Below are 19,168 nucleotides of genomic sequence, written 5' to 3' on the forward strand. Positions count from 1 at the left end.
GTCCGCGGAACGCCTCACCCGGTGAGGCGTTCCGGAGATGCGTCACCTGCTGACGTTCCTCCGCGGGGTGGCCTGGACCGTCCCGCGTGGCCCGAGCTTCCCCGCGGGGGCACTGCCGAGGCCGTCGCGGGGTGCGCCCGGCGAGCCTGCCGCGGGTCACGGCGCCGCGCTGCGACCCTGAACGGGTGAGCAGCAGTCCGTCCGGTGCCGGCCGCGGCCGGTCCACGTCCCGTACCCGGTCCTCGTCCGCCCGGACGTCTCCGGCCAGGTCGCCGTCGGCACGGTCGTCGTCCGCCCGGTCCTCGTCGCCGGAGCCGGCCCGCACCGCGACCGCCGTCCGGGAACGCCCGGCGCCGGAGTACGAGATCCAGGTCCCCGACCGTGGCCACGGCCTCGACCGGATCCGGATCCTGCTGGTCGCCGCGCTCGGCGCGGTCCTCGTCGGCTACACCGTCCTCGTCCCGCTCGGCGCGGTGCTGGCCGCGACCGGGGGCGCGTCGACCGGCTTCGACGGCGCGCTCGCGACCGCCGTTCCGCTGTGGCTGGCCGCGTACCAGATCCCGATCGCGGTCGGCGGTCACGAGCTCGGTGTCCTCCCGCTGCTCTCGACGCTGCTCGTGGTCGGGGTGACCGCGTTCGCGTCCTCCTGGGCGGTCCGCCGGCTCGGTGGCCGGGCCCGGGTGGACGCCGGTGCGGTCGTCGCGACCCAGGCCGGGGCGGCGGCCGCGCTCGCCGTGCTGGCCGGGGCGCTGCTGCCCCGGGAGATGGCCGTCACCGCACCGTGGGCGTCGCTGGTCGGGCCGGGGCTGCTCGGCGGGCTCGGCGCGGCCGCCGGGGTGCTGCGGGCCTGCGAGCCGCCGGTCGCCTGGCGACGGCTGCGCGCCTCCGGGTACGGCGCTGTCGCATCCGGGGCGCTGGCCACCCTGCGGGTCGGCGCGATCGGCCTGCTGCTCGCCGGGGCGCTGACGCTGCTGCTCGGGCTGGCGCTCGGCGCTGGAGCGGTCACCGCGACCGCCCAGGCGCTGGGTCCGGGCACCGGGGCCGGGTTCGGCGTGCTGCTGCTCGGCGTCGGGTACCTGCCGAACGCCGTCGTCGGTGCCCTGTCCTGGGCCCTGGGCGCCGGGATCTCGACCGGGGTCACGACGTCCAGCCCGCTGGTCGCCGAGCCGGGCCCGCTGCCGCCGTTCCCGATGGCCGCCGCACTGCCGGTGACCACCGTCCCGCCCGCCGCACCGCTGATCCTGCTGCTCCCGGTCGCCGTCGGTGTGCTGGCCGGGCTGGCCTGCCGGCGCGCGCTGCCCGCCTCCTGCCCGACGACCGAGCGGCTCGCCGCCCCGGCCGTCGGCGCCGTCGCCCTGGCGGTCGCGGCGTCGCTGCTGGCCGCGCTCGCCGGGGGATCACTGGCCGGCGGACCGTACGACCCGGTGTCCTTCCACGGCGGTGCCGTCCTCGGCCTCGTCCTGCTGCTGGTCGGGAGTCCGGCCGTGCTGGCCTGCGCCGGTGCCGAGCTGGCCCGGCACGTCCCGGCCGGGTCCCGGGAGAGCCGGGGTCCCGCCGCCCGCACCCGGGACGCGCGACCGGCCCGCGAGCGGCACGCCCGCACCACGCGCCGCGTCGCCGCTCCTGCCGGCGCACCGGCCCCCGAACCGGCGGACACCGAGTCCCACGACACCGAGTCCCACGACACCGAGTCCCACCACGCCGAGCCGTCCGCCGGGGCCCACGATGAGGTGCCCGCGGAACCGGCCCCGAAGCGGCCGGCGACCGTCGCCGAGCTGGTGGCTCAGCGCGAGGCCGAGCGCGCGGCCGCCGAGCAGGGCGCCGACGAGCACACCCACGAGGACGGCAGCCACGAGGACGGCACGCACGAGGACGGCACCCACGACGACGGGGAACCCCGCCGGGAGAGCTGACCGGCCCGGCCGCGCCGGCGCCCGGACACCGCCTCTACGCTGGCCGGGTGGGCGACGAGCGGGCGGGCACCGGTGTGCGCGTCGTCGTCCTCGTCTCCGGCCGCGGGACGCTGCTGCAGGCGCTCCTGGACGCCGACGGACCGTTCACCGTCGTCGCCGTCGGGGCCGACCGGCCCGGTGCGACCGGTCTGGAGCGGGCCCGCGCGGCCGGGATCCCCACGTTCGTGCAGTGCCTGCCCGACCACCCCGGCCGGGACGCCTGGAACGCCGCGCTGGCCGCGGACGTGCGTGCCCACCGGCCGGACGTCGTCGTGGGGGCGGGGTTCATGAAGCTGGTCTCCCAGGCCTTCCTGGACACGATCGGCTGCCCGATGCTGAACACCCATCCGGCGCTGCTGCCGGCCTTCCCCGGCGCGCACGCGGTGCGCGACGCGCTGGCCGCCGGCGTCGGGACGACGGGCGCGACCGTGCACGAGGTCGACGCGGGGCTGGACAGCGGTCCGGTGCTCGCGCAGGCCGAGGTCCCGGTCCTGCCGGACGACGACGAGCCGACCCTGCACGAGCGGGTCAAGACCGAGGAACGACGGCTGCTGGTCGACGTGGTGAGCGGCCTCGCCACCACGGGCCCGGCCGGGAACCGACGAGGTGTGAGTGATGAGTGAGCGCAGGCCGGTCCGCCGGGCCCTGATCAGCGTCTACGACAAGGCCGGGCTGCTGGACCTGGCCACGGGGCTGCACGCGGCCGGGATCGAGATCGTCTCGACCGGGTCCACGGCGCAGCGGATCGCCGACGCCGGTGTGCCGGTCACGCCGGTCGAGGAGATCACCGGCTTCCCCGAGTGCCTCGACGGCCGGGTGAAGACGCTGCACCCGCGGGTGCACGCGGGCCTGCTCGCCGACACCCGCAAGGACGAGCACGTCGCCCAGCTGGAGCAGCTGGGCATCGCGCCGTTCGACCTGCTGGTGTCGAACCTGTACCCGTTCCGCGAGACGGTCGCCTCCGGCGCCGGCCGCGACGAGGTGATCGAGCAGATCGACATCGGCGGCCCGGCGATGGTGCGGGCCTCGGCCAAGAACCACGAGAGCATGGCCGTGGTCACCGACCCGCAGCGCTACGCGTGGGTGCTGGAGCAGGTCGGCGCGGGCGGCTTCGTCGCCGAGGACCGCCGCCGGCTGGCCGCCGAGGCGTTCCGCCACACGGCCGGTTACGACGTGGCGGTCGCCTCCTGGATGGAGGAGCAGTTCCCCGCCGACGACGAGCAGGACGGCGCGCTGCCGGGCTGGCTCGGCGCGACCTGGACCCGCCGGCGGTCCCTGCGCTACGGCGAGAACCCGCACCAGGCCGCCGCGCTCTACACCGACGGTTCCGCCCGCGGCCTCGCCGGCGCCGAGCAGCTGCACGGCAAGGAGATGTCCTACAACAACTTCGTCGACGCCGACGCCGCCTGGCGGGCCGCGCACGACCACGGCGACGCCCCCACCGTCGCGGTGATCAAGCACGCGAACCCGTGCGGGATCGCGGTCGGCGCCGACGTCGCCGAGGCGCACCGCAAGGCGCACGCCACCGACCCGGTGTCGGCGTTCGGCGGGGTCGTCGCCGTCAACGGTGAGGTCACCGTCGAGCTGGCCGAGCAGATCGCGGAGATCTTCACCGAGGTCGTCGTCGCCCCCTCCTACGCCGAGGGCGCGCTGGAGGCACTGCAGCGCAAGAAGAACGTCCGTGTGCTGCGGATCGCCGACGACGCAGGCCGGGCCGGTCTCGAGCAGCGTGTCATCTCCGGCGGGCTGCTCGCCCAGGAGCGCGACCTGGTCGACGCCGACGGCGACGACCCGGCGTCGTGGAAGCTGGTCACCGGCGACCCGGTCTCCGAGGAGACGCTGGCCGACCTCGCGTTCGCCTGGCGTGCGTGCCGCGCGGTGAAGTCCAACGCGATCCTGCTGGCGCACGACGGCGCCGCCGTCGGCGTCGGGATGGGGCAGGTCAACCGGGTCGACGCGGCCAAGCTCGCCGTCGAGCGGGCCGGGGACCGGGCCCGCGGCTCGGTCGTCGCCTCCGACGCGTTCTTCCCGTTCCCCGACGGGCTCGAGGTGCTCCTGCAGGCCGGCGTCGCCGCCGTCGTGCAGCCCGGCGGGTCGGTCCGCGACGACCAGGTGATCGCCGCCTGCGCCGAGGCAGGGGTGCCGATGTACCTGACCGGGACGCGGCACTTCACGCACTGATACCCGCACGCCCATGGCTACCTGTACGTCCCCGGCGGGCCCGGACCACCTCGGCGTGGTCCGGGCCCGCCGCGGTTGCAGGGGTGTTCGTGCAGCTCACGGGCACGATCGCGGATTCCCGTCGGTGGTCCGTGCGACTGTTCTGCCGTCGGTCCGAGGTTCCCCCGACCGGGGGCTGCGGCGGGCCGGCCCCGGCCTTATGATTCGAACGTAAGTTCTAAGGCGTCGCCTTCCCCGCGACGTTGCCGGGTGAGTTCCGGCCGGTCGTGCGACCGGTCGTCGGTACGGCGGGGAGGGTCGTGTGAGCAGGACTGCGGTCGGTGCCGGGATGTGCGCGGACGCCGGGGGAGCGGCGGAGGTGTGCGACCCGGGGTCGTGGGGAGCCGAGTCGTGGCCGGTGGGGGCCGGTCCGGACGGTGACCCGTTCGACCCCGGTGGTCCGGTCATCGGCGGTGCGGGGGCTCCGGGTGTGCGGACGGACGGGGAGCCCGTCCGCGCACATGGTTCCGCTGCTGCCGGTGTGCGGTCCGGGCTCGCCGGGCCCCGCGACCCCGGGAGCGGGCGGGAGCCGCTCCACGGGGTCCGGGGTCCGGTCGGGGGGACTGCGGTCCCGTCGGCCGAGGACCGGCTGGCGCACGCCCGCCAGGTCCTGCGCCGGGTGGAGGGTCGCTCCGACCGGGACCGGGCCCGCCCCGGCCCGGGGAGCGACGAGGCGCTGCTCCCGGTCCCCGGGCCGCTGGCCGGGCTGCTGCCCGGTGGCGGGCTGCGCCGCGGCTCGACGGTGGCCGTCGGCGCCGGCCGGGCCGCGGGCTCGCTGCTGTTCGCGCTGCTCGCGGCCGCCTCGGCCGACGGCGCCTGGGCCGCGGTGGTGGGCCGCCCCGGCCTGGGGACGACGGCCGCCGCCGAGGCCGGCGTCCGGCTGGAGCGGCTCGCGCTGGTCCCCGACCCGGGCGCCGATCTCGTGCCGGTCGCCGCCGCGTTGCTCGACGGGCTGGATCTCGTCGTCGTCGCGGGGGCGGAACGGGCCGGGCTGCGGGACGGTGACCGGCAGCGGCTGGCCGCCCGGGCCCGGCAGCGGGGCGCGGTGCTGCTCGCGCTCGGCGGCTGGCCGGGCGCGGACCTGCGGCTGGAGTGCTCGCGGGTCCGCTGGGAGGGGCTGTCGTCGTCCGGGGCGGGGCGGCTGCGGTCCCGGCGGGTCGAGGTGCGGGCCCACGGCCGCGGCACCGGCCCGGCCGGGCGCGTGGCCGAGCTGCTCCTGCCCGGCCCCGGCGGCGTGGTCACCGCGGTGCCGGAGCACGCCGGCACCGGGTCCGTCGCGGAGCCACGGCCGATCCGGGTGGCGGGATGAGCACCCGGCACGACCCGTCGGCGGCCGGGCAGCGGGTGCTCGCCGTCTGGTCCCCGGACTGGCCGGTGACCGCCGCCGCCCGCGCCGCGCACGTCCCGGCGCACCGCCCGGCTGCGGTGTTCCACGCCAACCGGGTATTGGCCTGCTCGGCGACGGCCCGCCGCCACGGCGTGCGCCGCGGCCTGCGCCGGCGCGAGGCCCAGGCCCGCTGTCCGGACCTGGCCGTCCTCGCCCCCGATCCGGGTCGCGACGCCCGGCTGTTCGAGCCGGTCGCGGCGGCCGTGGAGGAGCTGGCACCGGGCGTCGAGGTCGTCCGGCCGGGGCTGCTGGTGCTGCCCGCGCGCGGCCCGGTCGGCTGGTTCGGCGGGGAGCGGGCCGCCGTCGAGCGGTTGATCGACCAGGTGGCGCTGCACGCGGGCACCGAGTGCCAGATCGGCGTCGCCGACGGCATGTTCACCGCCGAGCTCGCCGCCCGCCGCGGACGCGGGGTCCCGCCCGGGCGCTCGGCGGAGTTCCTCGCCCCGCTGGAGGTCGCCGAGCTCGACCGCGACCCGGACGTCGACCGGGCCGCGCTGGTGGACCTGCTGCGCCGGCTGGGGCTGCGGTCGTTGGGGGCGTTCGCGTCGCTGTCCGAGGCCGACGTCGCGTCCCGGTTCGGCGCCGACGCCGTCGCCGCCCACCGGCTGGCCCGCGGCCTCGACCCGCGCCCCCCGGTGCGCCGCGTCCCGCCGGAGGAGCTCGCCGCCGCGATCGAGCTGGACCCGCCGGTGGACCGGGTCGACGCGGCCGCGTTCGCCGCCCGCGGGCTCGCCACCCGGCTGCACGAGGCGCTCGCCGGGCACGGTCTGGCCTGCACACGGCTCGGCGTGCACGCCCGCACCGACAGCGGCGAGGAGCTGCTGCGGATCTGGCGCTGCGCCGAGCCGCTCGGTCCGGCCGGGACCGTCGACCGGGTCCGCTGGCAGCTCGACACCTGGCTCGGCCGCGGCGGATCCGGGCGGCTGGTCGCGCTGCGGCTCACCCCGGAGGACACCGTGGCGGCCGGGGCGTTGCAGCGCGGGCTGTGGGGCGATGTCGGTGAGGCCGACGAGCGGGCCGGTCGCGCGCTGGTCCGGGTGCAGGCGCTGCTCGGCCCGGAGGCGGTGTGCACCGCCGTGCCCGCCGGTGGCCGCGACCCCGCCGAACGCGTGCGTCTGGTGCCATGGGGCGACGACCGTGCCGACGGTGCCGACCGGGATGCCCCCGGACCGGCCCGTGCCCGCGCGTCCGGCACCGTCGGCCGTGCCGTCGCGTCCGGCACCGTCGGCGGTGCCGTCGCGTCCTGCGCTGCCGGGGACCCGCCTGCGCCGCGGCCCGGCTCGCGCAGCAGGCCTCCGGCGGATCCCCCGGAGGCGTGGCCGGGGCGGCTTCCGGCTCCATCCCCGGCGACCGTGCCGCCCGAGCCCCTCCCGGTCCGGCTGACCGGCGCCGACGGCACCGAGGTCCGCCCCGCCGCCCCCGACCTGCTCGACGGCGTTCCCACCCGGATCGCCGGTGGGTCCGGCGCCGACGACCGGGCGGTCACCGGCTGGGCGGGTCCGTGGCCGGTGACCGCGCGCTGGTGGGCCCCGGACGCCCCCGGCCCGGCCACCCGGATCCAGGTCGTCCTCGCCGACGGCGCGGCCCTGCTGCTGACCCACCGCGACGACCGCTGGACGGTGACCGGTGTCTACGACTGAGCCGGCTGTGGCCGAACGGCCCCGGTCCCGGGCGGGCGAAACCGATCCTCGGCCGATCCACGGCCGGATCTCAGCCCCTCCACAGGTTCGGCTGGTGATATCGACGGTGTCGCCGGGAGCGCTGCGAAGCCCCTCCCGGTCGACCACGGGCCGACCGGATGGCCCTGGGAATCGGCGCTGGGGAGCGGCCGGTGACCTGGAGGAGTCCGGTCCTGCCGTGCGGGGCCGACCGGTGCTGGGGAGCAGCCGGCCGGGCCCCGCACGGAAAGCCCGCGCATGGAAACCCCAGGAGCGCACCCGCACCCTGGATGTCGAACACAAGTTCGAGTACCGTGAGCGGGTGGGCTGGCAGAATCCCGACGTCCCCTGGTCGGAGCTGGAGAGCGCGCTCTCCGGCCGTGCGGTGCGCGACGGGTCGAGCCTGCGCGGCGGTCCCGAGGCCGACGGCGGCGACGCCCCGGCGTGGTCGGCGCACCGCGGCCCCTACGAGCCGCCCGAGGACCTGCGCGCCGGCACGGACCCCGCGCCGGTCCCGTACGCCGAGCTCCACTGCCACTCCGACTTCAGCTTCCTCGACGGCGCGAGCACCCCCGAGGCACTCGTCGAGCGGGCCGCCGAGCTGGGCCTGGCCGCGATCGCCCTCACCGACCACGACGGCATGTACGGCGTCGTCCGGTTCGCCGAGGCCGCCCGGACGCTGGGGGTGGCGACGGTGTTCGGCGCCGAGCTGAGCCTGGACCTGTCCGCCCCGCAGAACGGCGTCGCGGACCCGGAGGGCGAGCACCTGCTCCTGCTGGCCCGCGGCCCGGACGGCTACCGCGCGCTGTGCCGCACGATCTCCACCGCCCAGATGCGGGGCGCGGAGAAGGGCCGCCCGGTCTACGACCGCGAGGAGGTCGTCGCCGACACCGCGGGGGTCGTCGTCGCGCTCACCGGCTGCCGCAAGGGCGCGGTCCGCCGGGCGCTGGACCGGCACGGCCCCGAGGCCGCGGCGGCCGAGCTGGACCGGCTGGTGTCCTGGTTCGGGCGCGACCAGGTCCGCGTCGAGCTGACCGCACACGGGGACCCGTGCGACACCGAGCGGAACGACGCGCTGGCGGCGCTGGCCGAGCGGGCCGGTGTCGCCACCGTCGCCACCACCGCGGCGCACTACGCGACGCCCGCGCAGGCACCGCTGGCGGCGACCGTCGCCGCCGTCCGCGCCCGGCGCGGCCTCGACGAGCTGGCCCCCTGGCTGCCCGCGGCCGGCACCGCGCACCTGCGGTCCGGGCACGAGATGGCCCGCCGGTTCGACGACAGGTACCCCGGTGCGGTGGCCCGCGCGGCCGAGCTGGGCCGCGAGCTGGCCTTCGAGCTGCACCTGGTGGCTCCGGACCTGCCTCCGTTCGACGTCCCGGCGGGGGAGACCGAGCAGTCGTGGCTGCGGACACTGACCGAGCGCGGCCGGATGCGGCGCTACGGCAGCCACGCCGAGAACCCGGTGGCCGCGGAGACCATCGCGCACGAGCTGGCGATCATCGAGGAGAAGAACTTCCCGGGCTACTTCCTGATCGTCCGCGACATCGTGGCGTTCTGCGAACGGGAGAACATCCTCTGCCAGGGCCGGGGCTCGGCCGCGAACTCCGCGGTCTGCTACGCGCTGGGCATCACCAGCGTCGACGCCGTCCGGCACGGCCTGCTGTTCGAGCGATTCCTGTCCCCGGACCGCGACGGCTACCCCGACATCGACCTCGACATCGAGTCCGGCCGCCGCGAGGAGGCCATCCAGTACGTCTACCGCCGCTACGGCAGGCTCTACGCCGCCCAGGTCGCGAACGTGATCACCTACCGGCCGCGGTCGGCGGTCCGCGACACCGCCCGCGCGCTCGGTTTCTCACCCGGCCAGCAGGACGCGTGGAGCAAGCGGGTCGAGCGCTGGCACGCCCTGGAGGCGAGCGCGCTGCCCGAGGAGATGCCGCCGCAGCTCGTCGAGCTGGCCGGGCAGCTGCTCGGCGCCCCGCGCCACCTCGGCATCCACTCCGGCGGCATGGTCATCTGCGACCGCCCGGTGTCGGAGGTCGTGCCGGTGGAGTGGGCCCGGATGGCCGACCGCACGGTCGTGCAGTGGGACAAGGAGGACTGCGCCGCGGCCGGGCTGGTGAAGTTCGACCTGCTCGGGCTGGGGATGCTCACCGCGCTGCACCTGATGATGGACCTCGTCGAGCGGCACGACGGGGAGCGCGTCGAGCTGCATCGGATCGGCCAGTCCGACCCGGAGGTCTACGCGATGCTCGCCCGGGCGGACTCGGTCGGGGTGTTCCAGGTGGAGTCACGCGCCCAGATGGCGACGCTGCCCCGGCTGCGCCCACGGGAGTTCTACGACCTGGTCGTCGAGGTCGCGCTGATCCGCCCCGGCCCGATCCAGGGCGGCTCGGTGCACCCCTACATCCGGCGCCGCAACAAGATCGAGCGCTGGGAGCACGACCATCCGCTGCTGAAGCCGGCGCTGGACAAGACCCTGGGCATCCCGCTGTTCCAGGAGCAGATGATGCAGATCGCCGTCGACGTCGCCGGGTTCACCGCCGCCGAGGCCGACGAGCTGCGCCGCGCCATGGGCGCCAAGCGCTCCACCGAGAAGATGGAGCGGCTGCGCGGCCGGTTCTACGCCGGCATGGCCGAGAACGGGATCACCGGCGAGCTCGCCGAGACGATCTTCACCAAGATGCTGGCGTTCGCGAACTTCGGCTTCCCGGAGAGCCACTCGATCAGCTTCGCGGCGCTGGTCTACTACTCCGCCTGGTTCAAGCGCTACCACCCGGCGGCGTTCTGTGCGGCGCTGCTCAACGCCCAGCCGATGGGCTTCTACTCCCCGCAGTCGCTGGTGGCCGACGCCCGCAGGCACGGCGTCCGCGTCCGGCACCCGGACGTCAACGACGGCCGGGCCGACGCCGTCCTGCAGCCCGACCCGGGCAGCACCGGCGGGCACGCGATCCGGCTCGGGCTGTCCGGGATCCGCACGATCGGCACCGACCTGGCCGAGGCCCTCGACGCCGAACGCGACACCGGCGGCCCGTTCGCCGATCTCCCCGACCTGGCCCGGCGGGTACGGCTGACCGGGCCGCAGGCCGAGGCACTGGCCACCGCGGGCGCGTTCGCCTGCTTCGGGGTGGAGCGCCGGGAGGCGCTGTGGGCGGCCGGCGTCGTCGCCGGGGTGCGGCCCGAGCATCTGCCGGGCACCGCCGTCGGGTTCTCCGCGCCCGCGCTGCCCGGGATGACCGAGGCCGAGCTGACGGTGTCCGACGTCTGGGCCACCGGCGTCTCCCCGGACAGTCACCCGATCCAGCACCTGCGGGCGAAGCTCGACGGGCTCGGCGCGGTCCGGATCGACGGGCTCGACGCCGTCGGCCGCCGGGCCGGCCCGGACGCCCCGCCCCGGGTGCTTGTCGGCGGCCTGGTCACCCACCGGCAGCGTCCGGCGACGGCGGGCGGGGTGACGTTCGTGAACCTGGAGGACGAGTCGGGGATGCTGAACGTGACCTGCTCGGCGGGGCTGTGGGCGCGCTACCGCACGGTGGCCCTGGGCAGCGCCGGGCTGCTCGTACGGGGCCGGCTGGAACGCAGCCCCGAGGGCGTCCTCAACCTGGTGGCGGACCGGCTGCAGCGGCTGCCGCTGGCCGTGCCGGTGGCATCGCGTGACTTCCGCTGACGGCACCGACGGCACCGACGGCACCGGTGGCACCGGTGCCACCGACGCCACCGGCCCGGCCGTGGTCACGGCCGGGACCGGGGACGGCTCAGGACTTCACGACGGGCGGCCCCAGCGGCATCGGGCGCCCGCCGAGGGCCTGGCCGAAGCCGTCGTAGAGGACGTAGGCGAACACCGCGCAGAAGGCGAACGTGGTGATCCCGGCGAACGGGAACAGACCGGTGTTGCCCGCGGTCACCCCGACGTAGGCGAGCACGAAGGTGATGTCCACCAGCACGAACCCGAGGGTGAACATCAGCGGCAGGCGCAGCGTCGCCAGCGTCAGGAGCACGAAGACCAGCAGGAACGACAGCAGGAAGGTCGACTGGATCCCGGTGATCTGTGTGGTGGACAGGGCCTGCCCGGTGCCGGCGTCGATGATCCAGCCGTTGTTCAGCGCCATGAGCAGCACGCCGAAGCTGGTCCAGAACGCGGAGAACACGCCGAAGATCGCGGCGGAGGCGCTGTCACCGATCCGCAGTGCGGACACCGTCGAGATCAGCATGAACAGGCCGGCGGAGAAGGTGAGGATCGGGATCATGCCGCCGGGCAGCGCCGCGGTGTCGAGGTAGCCGACGAACCAGAGCCCGAGCGTGACGCCCGACGGCAGGAAGCAGATCAGGGCGGTGAGGGAGGGATTGGCCACCGGCGCCGCCACGGGTGCGGCCGCGGGCAGCGCCTCGGGCGGGGCCGCGGCGGCGGGTGCAGCAGCACGGGTGTCGGTGGCGTTTTCGCTCTCCACGCTCATGGGAACTCCTCATCGAGTAGGGCCGAACGAACCGATGATGTGATTTTCCTCTCGACGAGATCGTTTCCGGCCCCACCGGAGGGCGGGATCCCGCCCTGTACTGCGGTGGCGCGTCCGCGGAGCGTTCCCGCAGGTCGGATTCCGGGCGTGCCCTACTCGCCCGGCATCCGCACGCCCTTCGGTCAGGCTCCTCGGGCCCCGCGTGAACCTGCGAGGATGGCCGCGTGAGCGCACGGTTGATGGACGGCAAGGCGACGCTGGCGGACCTCATCGAGGACCTCCGCGTGCGCGTGGAGAAGCTCGCTGCGGCAGGGGTGACGCCGGGACTGGGCACCGTGCTGGTCGGGGACGACCCCGGCTCGCACTCCTACGTCCGCGGCAAGCACCGCGACTGCGCGAAGGTCGGGATCACCTCGCTGCAGCGCGAGCTGCCGGCCGACGCGAGCCAGGCCCAGGTCGAGGACACCATCGACGAGTTGAACGCCGACCCGTCCTGCACCGGGTTCATCGTTCAGCTCCCGCTGCCCGGCGGTCTGGACTCCGGGGCGGCGCTGGAGCGGATCGACCCGGCCAAGGACGCCGACGGCCTGCACCCGACGAGCCTGGGCCGCCTCGTGCTGAACGAGCCGGGCCCGCTGCCCTGCACCCCGCGGGGCATCGTCGAGCTGTGCCGCCGCTACGACGTCGAGCTGAACGGCGCGAACGTCGCGATCGTGGGGCGCGGCGTGACGGTCGGGCGCCCGCTGGGGCTGCTGCTGACCCGCCGCTCGGAGAACGCGACGGTCACCCTGTGCCACACCGGGACCCGGGATCTGGGTGCGCACCTGCGGGAGGCCGACGTCGTCGTCGCGGCGGCGGGGAAGGCCGGGCTGATCACGGCCGACCTGATCAAGCCGGGCGCCACGGTGCTCGACGTCGGCGTCACCCGGACCGACGCCGGCCTGGTCGGCGACGTCGCACCGGAGGTCGCCGAGGTCGCGGGCCTGCTCGCGCCGATGCCCGGCGGTGTCGGCCCGATGACCCGCGGGATGCTGCTGACGAACGTGGTCGAGGAAGCCGAACGGAGCTTGCCGGAGTGAGCATCGGTACCGAACGGAGCTTGCCGGAGTGAGTATCCGGTACCGAACGGAGCTTGCCGGAGTGAGTATCCGGTACCGAACGGAGCCTGCCGGAGTGAGTATCCGGTACCGAACGGAGCTTGCCGGAGTGAGTATCCGGTACCGAACGGAGCTTGCCGGAGTGAGCATCAGCACCGAACGGAGCCTGCCGGAGTGAGCGACACCGTATGAGCGACACCGTATGAACGACACCGCGGACACCAGCCGCAGCGGGCACGGCCTGCGTGCGCGGCTGCGGGTGCACGGCGCTCTGCTGCTGGTGTTCGCGGTCGCCCTGCTCGGCCTGCAGCGGGTGCTCACCGAGCACTGGCGGGAGGGTGCGGTGCTGTTCGGCGGGGCGGTGCTGCTCGCGGCGGCGCTGCGGGTGGCGCTGCCACCGGACCGCGTCGGGCTGCTCGCGATCCGCGGCCGCTACGCCGACGCACTGGTCTACGCCGCGTTCGCCGTCGCCGTCCTGGTGCTGGCGCTGACGATCACCCGCGGGTCGCTGGCCCTGAGCTGAGCAGCCCCGAACCGGGCGGCCCCCAACCGGAGCGGTCCTGAACCGGAGCGGCCCCTAACCGGAGCGGCCCTGAGCCGGGGCAGTCCTGGGCCGGGCACTCAGCGCCGGGTGCCCCCGGTCGTCGCCGGACTGGCCGGGCGGCGGGTCGGCGGGCGCCGCGGACCGGCAGGCCGCTTGCCGCCCGGACGCCCGGGTCCGGTGCTGGTCGCCCGGGGGGAGCGTGCGGGGGTGGGGAGCCCGGCCGCGGGCCGCACGGTGCGGGTCGGCAGATTGATGATCATCGCTAAGCAGATTTTACCGGTCGGTACACACCGTCGGTGACGGGGGACGGGTTCGTCCCGGCCGTCGACGTACTTCCCTTGTGTGAGAAGCGGAACCCGGCCGAATGAGGTCTCGCGCACCGGGCAACCCGGCCCGTATGACCGACAGCAACGAGAACATCGCGGGCAAGGTCGTCGTCATCACCGGCGCGAGCAGCGGACTCGGCGAGGCCACCGCCCGCCGGCTGGTCGCCGAGGGGGCCCGGGTCTTCCTGGGGGCCCGCCGCGAGGAGAACCTCCGCGCGCTCGCCGACGACCTCGGGGACAACGCCGCGTACCAGGTGGTGGACGTCACCTCGCGTGACCAGGTCCAGCAGTTCGTGGACGCCGCGGCCGAGAAGTTCGGCCGGGTCGACGTCGTCGTCAACAACGCGGGGCTCATGCCGCTGTCCCCGCTCGACGCCCTGAAGGTCGACGAGTGGGAGACCATGATCGACGTCAACATCAAGGGTGTGCTCTACGGAATCGCCGCCGCGCTGCCGCGGATGCAGGAGCAGGGCGACGGTCACATCATCACGCTGTCCTCGGTGGCCGGCCACACCGTCCTGCCGAACTCCGCGGTGTACAGCGGCACCAAGTACGCCGTGTGGGCCATCACCGAGGGCCTGCGCCAGGAGGTCGGCGGCGAAATCCGCGCCACGATCATCTCGCCCGGGGCGGTGGACACCGAGCTCCCGCAGCGGATCAGCCACGACGAGGCCAGGGAGGGCGCCGACGCGCTCTACTCGGTCGCGATCGACGCGGACGCCGTCGCCCGCGCGATCAGCTACGCGATCGCCCAGCCGCGGGACGTCGACATCAACGAGATCGTGCTGCGCCCGACCGCCCAGGCGGTCTGAGCCCTCGCGGCCGGCCCACCCACGCGGCGAGGCCCGCCCCCGGTCGAACCGGGACGGGCCTCGCCGATGTGTCGGGTCGATGTGCCGGGTCGTGTGCCGGGCCGGACGAGCGCGAGCCTCAGCTCTTCCCGGCGAACCCGTCGATCGCGGCGTTGAACGTGGAGCTGGGCCGCATCGCGGCGTCGGTCTTCGCAATGTCGACGTGGTAGTAGCCGCCCAGGTCGACCGGCTCGCCCTGCACACCGTTCAGCTCCCCGACGATGGTCTCCTCGTCGGCGGCGAGCTTCTCGGCCAGCGGCGCGAACAGCGCGGCCAGCTCCGGGTCCTCGGTCTGCGCGGCGAGCGCCTGTGCCCAGTACAGCGCGATGTAGAAGTGGCTGCCCCGGTTGTCGAGCTCACCGGCCTTGCGCGACGGCGAGCGGCCGTTCTCCAGGAGCTTGCCGGTCGCGTCGTCCAGGGTCTGGCCGAGCAGCTTCGCGCGCAGCGGGTCCGGGGACTTCGACGCCAGCATCTCCAGCGAGACGGCCAGCGCGAGGAACTCGCCGAGGGAGTCCCAGCGCAGGTGGTTCTCCTTCTGCAGCTGCTGCACGTGCTTCGGTGCGGAGCCGCCGGCCCCGGTCTCGAACAGGCCGCCGCCGTTCATCAGCGGGACGATCGAGAGCATCTTCGCCGACGTCCCGAGCTCGAGGATCGGGAACAGGTCGGTCAGGTAGTCGCGCAGCACGTTGCCGGTCACCGAGATGGTGTCCTCGCCCTTGGATGCGCGCTCCAGGGTGTAGCGGGTGGCCTCGGCGACCGGGAGGATCTCGATGGTCAGCCCGTCGGTGTCCAGCTCGCCCAGGTAGGTCTCGACCTTCGCGATGAGCTGGGCGTCGTGCGCGCGGCTCGAGTCCAGCCAGAACACGGCGGGGGCGCCGGTGGCACGGGCCCGCTCGACGGCCAGGCCGACCCAGTTGCGGATCGGGGCGTCCTTGGTCTGGCAGGCGCGCCAGATGTCACCGGTGTCGACGTCGTGCGAGAGCTTCACGTCGCCGGTCGCGGCGTCGACGACGCGCACGGTGCCCGGCTCGGTGACCTCGAAGGTCTTGTCGTGGCTGCCGTACTCCTCGGCCTTCTGTGCCATGAGGCCCACGTTCGGGGTGGTGCCCATGGTGGTCGGGTCGAAGGCGCCGTGCTCCTGGCAGAACTTGACGGTCTCGTCGTAGAGCGCGGCGTAGGACGAGTCCGGGATGACGAACGCGGCGTCCTGCGTGGCGTCGTCGGCGTTCCACATCTGCCCCGACGAGCGGATCGCGGCCGGCATCGAGGCGTCGATGATGACGTCGCTCGGCACGTGCAGGTTGGTGATCCCGCGCGACGAGTCGACCTGGGCCAGCGCCGGTCCCGACTCGTACGCGGCGGTGATCGCGGCCTCGATCGCCTCGCGCTTCTCCGCGGGCAGCTTCTCGATCGCGCTCAGCACGGCAGCCAGACCGTCGTCGGGGTCGGCGCCGACCGAGGCGAGGTCGTCGGCGTAGGTGTCGAACACGTCGGCGAAGTAGGCGCGCACCGCGTGCCCGAAGATGATCGGGTCGGACACCTTCATCATCGTGGCCTTGAGGTGCACCGAGAACAGCACGCCGGCGGCCTTCGCGGCCTCGACCTGCTCGGCGAGGAACGCCTGCAGCGCGGCCCGGCGCATGACGGCGGCGTCGACGACCTCACCGGCCAGCACCGCCACCCGGTCCTTGAGCACGGTGACGGTGCCGTCGGTGCCGACGTGCTCGATGCGCAGCGCGCCGTCGGCGTCGACGGTGAACGACTGCTCGGAGTGCCGGAAGTCGCCGTCGGTCATGGTGGCGACGTAGCTGGCCGAGTCGCCGGACCAGGCGCCCATCGAGTGCGGGTGCTTACGGGCGAAGTTCTTCACCGAGGCGGGCGCGCGGCGGTCGGAGTTGCCCTCGCGCAGCACCGGGTTGACCGCGGACCCCTTGACGGCGTCGTACGCGGCGCGGGCGGCCTTCTCCTCGTCGGTCTGCGGGTCCTCCGGGTAGTCCGGGAGGTCGTAACCGGCGGCCTGCAGCTCACGGATCGCGGCCTTGAGCTGCGGGATCGACGCGCTGATGTTCGGCAGCTTGATGATGTTGGCGTCCGGGGTGGTCGCCAGCTCACCCAGCTCGGAGAGTGCGTCGGCGACCCGCTGCTCGTCGGTGAGGCGGTCCGGGAACTGCGCCAGGATTCGACCGGCCAGCGAGATGTCGCGGGTCTCCACGTCCACCCCGGCCTTGCCGGCGAACGCCTCGACGACCGGCAGGAACGAGTGGGTCGCGAGTGCGGGGGCCTCGTCGGTGTAGGTGTAGATGAGCTTCATCGCGTGTCGTGCCTGCCTCGGGCTCGTCGGTACGTCTGCACTCGGTGGGCCCGCCCGGCGGCACGGCAGCTCGTCGTCTCGACGGCGAGGTCGGCGCGGCGGCCCGCTCCGGAACGACACGCTAAACCCCCGGCCCGGTGCCGCGCCCGCAGGAGTAACCGGCCCGACACCCCGGGCGGCGGATCTCGTGCGCGTGTCCGACCGGCTACGGTACGGAGGCGGCGGCCGGCAGGAGGAGAACGCGTGCCGAACAGGTTCACGATCCCGGGGCTCAAGCGGCCCTCCCTGTCCGGGTGGCCGCTGGTCGGGATCCTCGGTGTCGGGCTGGCCCTGGTCGCCCTGGTCTACGGCTCGGCCACCGACAACCTGGAGAGCTCCTGCACGATGACGGTGCAGCAGTCGCAGGTCACGGTGCGGGTCGCGCCGAACTCCGCGTCGCGCGCTGTCGAGACGCTCAACCGTGGCGAGGACGTCGGCGCCGAGACCATCGTGGACTCCGGTTTCCGCAAGCTGACCGGCGGCGACCGCTGGGTCCCCGCGAACAGCGTCGCCGCGACCGCCGGGAGCACCTGCTGAGTGCCGGCCGGGTACCGGGGTCGCGCGGCCTCGTGACACGTGGGGGAAGCTGAGGGCGTGCCGGATTCGCTTCGCTGTGTGGCCACCGCCAACGTCAACGGGGTGCGCGCCGCCACCACCAAGGGGTTCCTGGACTGGCTCGCGGCCACCGACGCCGACGCCGTGTGCCTGCAGGAGGTGCGGGCCCGCCCCGAGGAGCTGCCCGCCGCGCTGACCGACGCCCTCGACGCCGGGGGCTGGCACCTGCGGCTCGCGCCGTGCGAGACGGCGAAGGGGCGCAGCGGAGTCGCGGTGCTGTCCCGCGCCGAGCCCGAGGCGGTGCGGATCGGCTTCGGCGACCCGGCCACCGACCTCGACGGCCGCTACGTCGAGGTCGACCTGCCCGGCGGCGTGACCGTGGCCTCGCTGTACCTGCCCAAGGGCGTGGCCGGCACCGACAAGCAGGACGCCAAGGACTCGTTCCTCAAGACCTTCGGCGACCACCTGCGCGCCGCGTTCGACCGCTGCCGCGCCACCGGGCGCGAGATGGTCGTCGGCGGGGACTGGAACATCGCCCCGACCGAGCTGGACCTGCGGAACTGGCGCAACAACCGTCGTAACTCGGGGTTCCTGCCGCACGAGCGGGAGTGGTTCGCCGGGGTCACCGGGCACGGCTGGGTCGACGCCGTCCGCGCGCTGCACCCGGACACCGACGGCCCCTACTCCTGGTGGACCTACCGCGGGCGGGCCTTCGACAACGACGTCGGGTGGCGGATCGACCACCTGCTCGTCACCCCGGGGCTGGCCGCGGCGGCGTCGGACGCGGGGGTGGACCGGGCGCCGGCGCACGACCGGCGCTGGTCGGACCACGCCCCGGTCGTGGTGCGTTTCGGCGGTGCGCTCGGATGATCTCGGGCCGCGTCGTCGGAGGGCGCTACCTGCTGCTCGACCCGCTGGACCGCCGCGGGTTCGGCCCGGCCTACCGGGCCGAGGACCGGGTGACCGGGCGCAACGTCGTCGTCACCGAGATCCGCGTGCCCGCCGACGGCGAGAGCCCCGACGGTATGCGCGACCGGCTGCTCACCGAGGTCCGTGCGGCCGGACGGCTGCGGCACTCCGGCCTCGTCGGCGTCCTCGACCTGATCACCGACCGGGACGCCGACGGGACGCTGCGCGAGCACCTGGTCACCGAGCGCCCGGATGCCCGCTCGCTGTCGGAGATCCTGCTCGACGGCCCGCTGCCCCCGCACCGCGCCGCCACGGTGGGCCGGGACGTGCTCGCCGCGCTGCGCGCGATCCATGCCGACGGCGGCACGCACGGTGGCCTCGACGCGGACAGCGTGCTCGTCACCCCCGACGACCGCGGGCTGGTCACCGACGTCGGCCTGGCCCGCGCGGTCGGCGCCGCCCGTGCCCCGGTGCCCGGCGACGAGGGCGGCGGGTTCACCCCGCCCGAACGCGACCCCGGCCGGCCCGGCACCGGCGACACCCCGGCCGCGGACCTGTGGAGCCTCGGCGCGGTGCTGCACCACGCCGTCGGCGGGCAGCCGCCGCCCGGTGGCCCGCTCGAGGCCGCGATCGAGGAGCTGACCCGCCCCGACCCGGCGGCCCGTGGTGAGCCCGCCGAGGTCGACCTGCTGCTCGAACGCGCCGCGGTGCCGCCCTCGAGCGGCAACGACCTGGGGCGCAACCGCTGGATCCTGCTGGCGGTCGCGGGGCTGCTGCTGCTCGTGGTCGTGGTGATCGTGCTCGTCCAGATCCGCTGAGACGGTCGGCACGGTCGCCGGGGTGATCGTTCGTACCTACTGTGGAG

General features: G+C 75.0%; 14 protein-coding genes. 12 read left to right on the forward strand and 2 right to left on the reverse strand.

Annotation, left to right across the window (positions count from 1 at the left end):
- Positions 1-185 precede the first annotated feature (185 nt).
- The 6 genes from ACLE50_RS03745 to ACLE50_RS03770 all read left to right on the forward strand — a co-directional run bounded on the left by ACLE50_RS03745 (position 186) and on the right by ACLE50_RS03770 (position 10,884).
- Complete coding sequence (locus tag ACLE50_RS03745) at positions 186-1,913, forward strand: cell division protein PerM (RefSeq protein ID WP_410941912.1); 1,728 nt, start codon at positions 186-188, stop codon at positions 1,911-1,913.
- A gap of 47 nt (positions 1,914-1,960) precedes the next feature.
- Positions 1,961-2,575 (forward strand): phosphoribosylglycinamide formyltransferase, encoded by a 615-nt coding sequence (purN, locus tag ACLE50_RS03750; RefSeq protein WP_410941913.1) that lies wholly within the window; start codon positions 1,961-1,963, stop codon positions 2,573-2,575.
- Positions 2,568-4,133: a bifunctional phosphoribosylaminoimidazolecarboxamide formyltransferase/IMP cyclohydrolase gene (gene purH / locus ACLE50_RS03755; protein ID WP_410941914.1), complete on the forward strand. Its 1,566-nt coding sequence runs from the start codon at positions 2,568-2,570 to the stop codon at positions 4,131-4,133. The genes purN and purH overlap by 8 nt, the downstream gene beginning before the upstream one ends.
- 658 nt (positions 4,134-4,791) lie before the next feature.
- On the forward strand, positions 4,792-5,481 hold the full coding sequence (locus tag ACLE50_RS03760; RefSeq protein WP_410941915.1) for a hypothetical protein: 690 nt from the start codon (positions 4,792-4,794) through the stop codon (positions 5,479-5,481).
- Entirely contained in the window at positions 5,478-7,199 is a 1,722-nt protein-coding gene (locus tag ACLE50_RS03765) for a Y-family DNA polymerase (protein WP_410941916.1), read from the forward strand. Before ACLE50_RS03760 ends, ACLE50_RS03765 begins: the two co-directional genes overlap by 4 nt.
- Positions 7,200-7,539: 340 nt before the next feature.
- Complete coding sequence (locus ACLE50_RS03770) at positions 7,540-10,884, forward strand: error-prone DNA polymerase (RefSeq protein ID WP_410941917.1); 3,345 nt, start codon at positions 7,540-7,542, stop codon at positions 10,882-10,884.
- A gap of 88 nt (positions 10,885-10,972) precedes the next feature.
- Here ACLE50_RS03770 and ACLE50_RS03775 read toward each other — a convergent pair whose 3' ends face one another.
- Positions 10,973-11,671 carry a GPR1/FUN34/YaaH family transporter gene (locus ACLE50_RS03775; RefSeq protein WP_410941918.1) on the reverse strand — a complete coding sequence of 233 codons (699 nt, stop codon included), beginning with the start codon at positions 11,669-11,671 and terminating at the stop codon, positions 10,973-10,975.
- Between the two features lie 224 nt (positions 11,672-11,895).
- Between ACLE50_RS03775 and ACLE50_RS03780 the strand changes: the two genes are divergently transcribed.
- From ACLE50_RS03780 to ACLE50_RS03790, 3 genes are all read left to right on the forward strand, one after another.
- Positions 11,896-12,750: a bifunctional methylenetetrahydrofolate dehydrogenase/methenyltetrahydrofolate cyclohydrolase gene (locus tag ACLE50_RS03780; protein ID WP_410941919.1), complete on the forward strand. Its 855-nt coding sequence runs from the start codon at positions 11,896-11,898 to the stop codon at positions 12,748-12,750.
- A gap of 220 nt (positions 12,751-12,970) precedes the next feature.
- Complete coding sequence (locus ACLE50_RS03785) at positions 12,971-13,291, forward strand: DUF3017 domain-containing protein (RefSeq protein WP_410941920.1); 321 nt, start codon at positions 12,971-12,973, stop codon at positions 13,289-13,291.
- Positions 13,292-13,709: 418 nt separating this feature from the next.
- The gene (locus tag ACLE50_RS03790; protein WP_410941921.1) at positions 13,710-14,450 is read left to right on the forward strand and encodes an SDR family oxidoreductase; all 741 of its coding nucleotides are present in this window, start codon (positions 13,710-13,712) and stop codon (positions 14,448-14,450) included.
- Between the two features lie 118 nt (positions 14,451-14,568).
- Here ACLE50_RS03790 and ACLE50_RS03795 read toward each other — a convergent pair whose 3' ends face one another.
- Positions 14,569-16,800 carry an NADP-dependent isocitrate dehydrogenase gene (locus ACLE50_RS03795; protein WP_410941922.1) on the reverse strand — a complete coding sequence of 744 codons (2,232 nt, stop codon included), beginning with the start codon at positions 16,798-16,800 and terminating at the stop codon, positions 14,569-14,571.
- Positions 16,801-17,043: 243 nt separating this feature from the next.
- Here ACLE50_RS03795 and ACLE50_RS03800 point away from each other — a divergent pair, with 243 nt between their 5' ends.
- From ACLE50_RS03800 to ACLE50_RS03810, 3 genes are all read left to right on the forward strand, one after another.
- Complete coding sequence (locus ACLE50_RS03800) at positions 17,044-17,376, forward strand: hypothetical protein (protein ID WP_410941923.1); 333 nt, start codon at positions 17,044-17,046, stop codon at positions 17,374-17,376.
- 78 nt (positions 17,377-17,454) lie between these two features.
- Entirely contained in the window at positions 17,455-18,264 is an 810-nt protein-coding gene (locus ACLE50_RS03805) for an exodeoxyribonuclease III (RefSeq protein WP_410941924.1), read from the forward strand.
- The gene (locus ACLE50_RS03810) at positions 18,261-19,121 is read left to right on the forward strand and encodes a protein kinase domain-containing protein (protein WP_410941925.1); all 861 of its coding nucleotides are present in this window, start codon (positions 18,261-18,263) and stop codon (positions 19,119-19,121) included. Before ACLE50_RS03805 ends, ACLE50_RS03810 begins: the two co-directional genes overlap by 4 nt.
- The last annotated feature ends 47 nt before the right edge of the window (positions 19,122-19,168 follow it).

Origin of the sequence: Pseudonocardia phyllosphaerae (assembly GCF_046546475.1) — a bacterium.
Classification (GTDB): Bacteria; Actinomycetota; Actinomycetes; order Mycobacteriales; family Pseudonocardiaceae; genus Pseudonocardia; species Pseudonocardia phyllosphaerae.

Excerpts from the sequence above, each read along its gene's own strand:
- purH (WP_410941914.1), top strand. The coding sequence starts at position 2,568 with ATGAGTGAGCGCAGGCCGGTCCGCCGGGCCCTGATCAGCGTCTACGAC.
- ACLE50_RS03765 (WP_410941916.1), top strand. The coding sequence starts at position 5,478 with ATGAGCACCCGGCACGACCCGTCGGCGGCCGGGCAGCGGGTGCTCGCC.
- ACLE50_RS03775 (WP_410941918.1), bottom strand. The coding sequence starts at position 11,671 with ATGAGCGTGGAGAGCGAAAACGCCACCGACACCCGTGCTGCTGCACCC.
- ACLE50_RS03785 (WP_410941920.1), top strand. The coding sequence starts at position 12,971 with ATGAACGACACCGCGGACACCAGCCGCAGCGGGCACGGCCTGCGTGCG.
- ACLE50_RS03790 (WP_410941921.1), top strand. The coding sequence starts at position 13,710 with ATGACCGACAGCAACGAGAACATCGCGGGCAAGGTCGTCGTCATCACC.
- ACLE50_RS03795 (WP_410941922.1), bottom strand. The coding sequence starts at position 16,800 with ATGAAGCTCATCTACACCTACACCGACGAGGCCCCCGCACTCGCGACC.
- ACLE50_RS03810 (WP_410941925.1), top strand. The coding sequence starts at position 18,261 with ATGATCTCGGGCCGCGTCGTCGGAGGGCGCTACCTGCTGCTCGACCCG.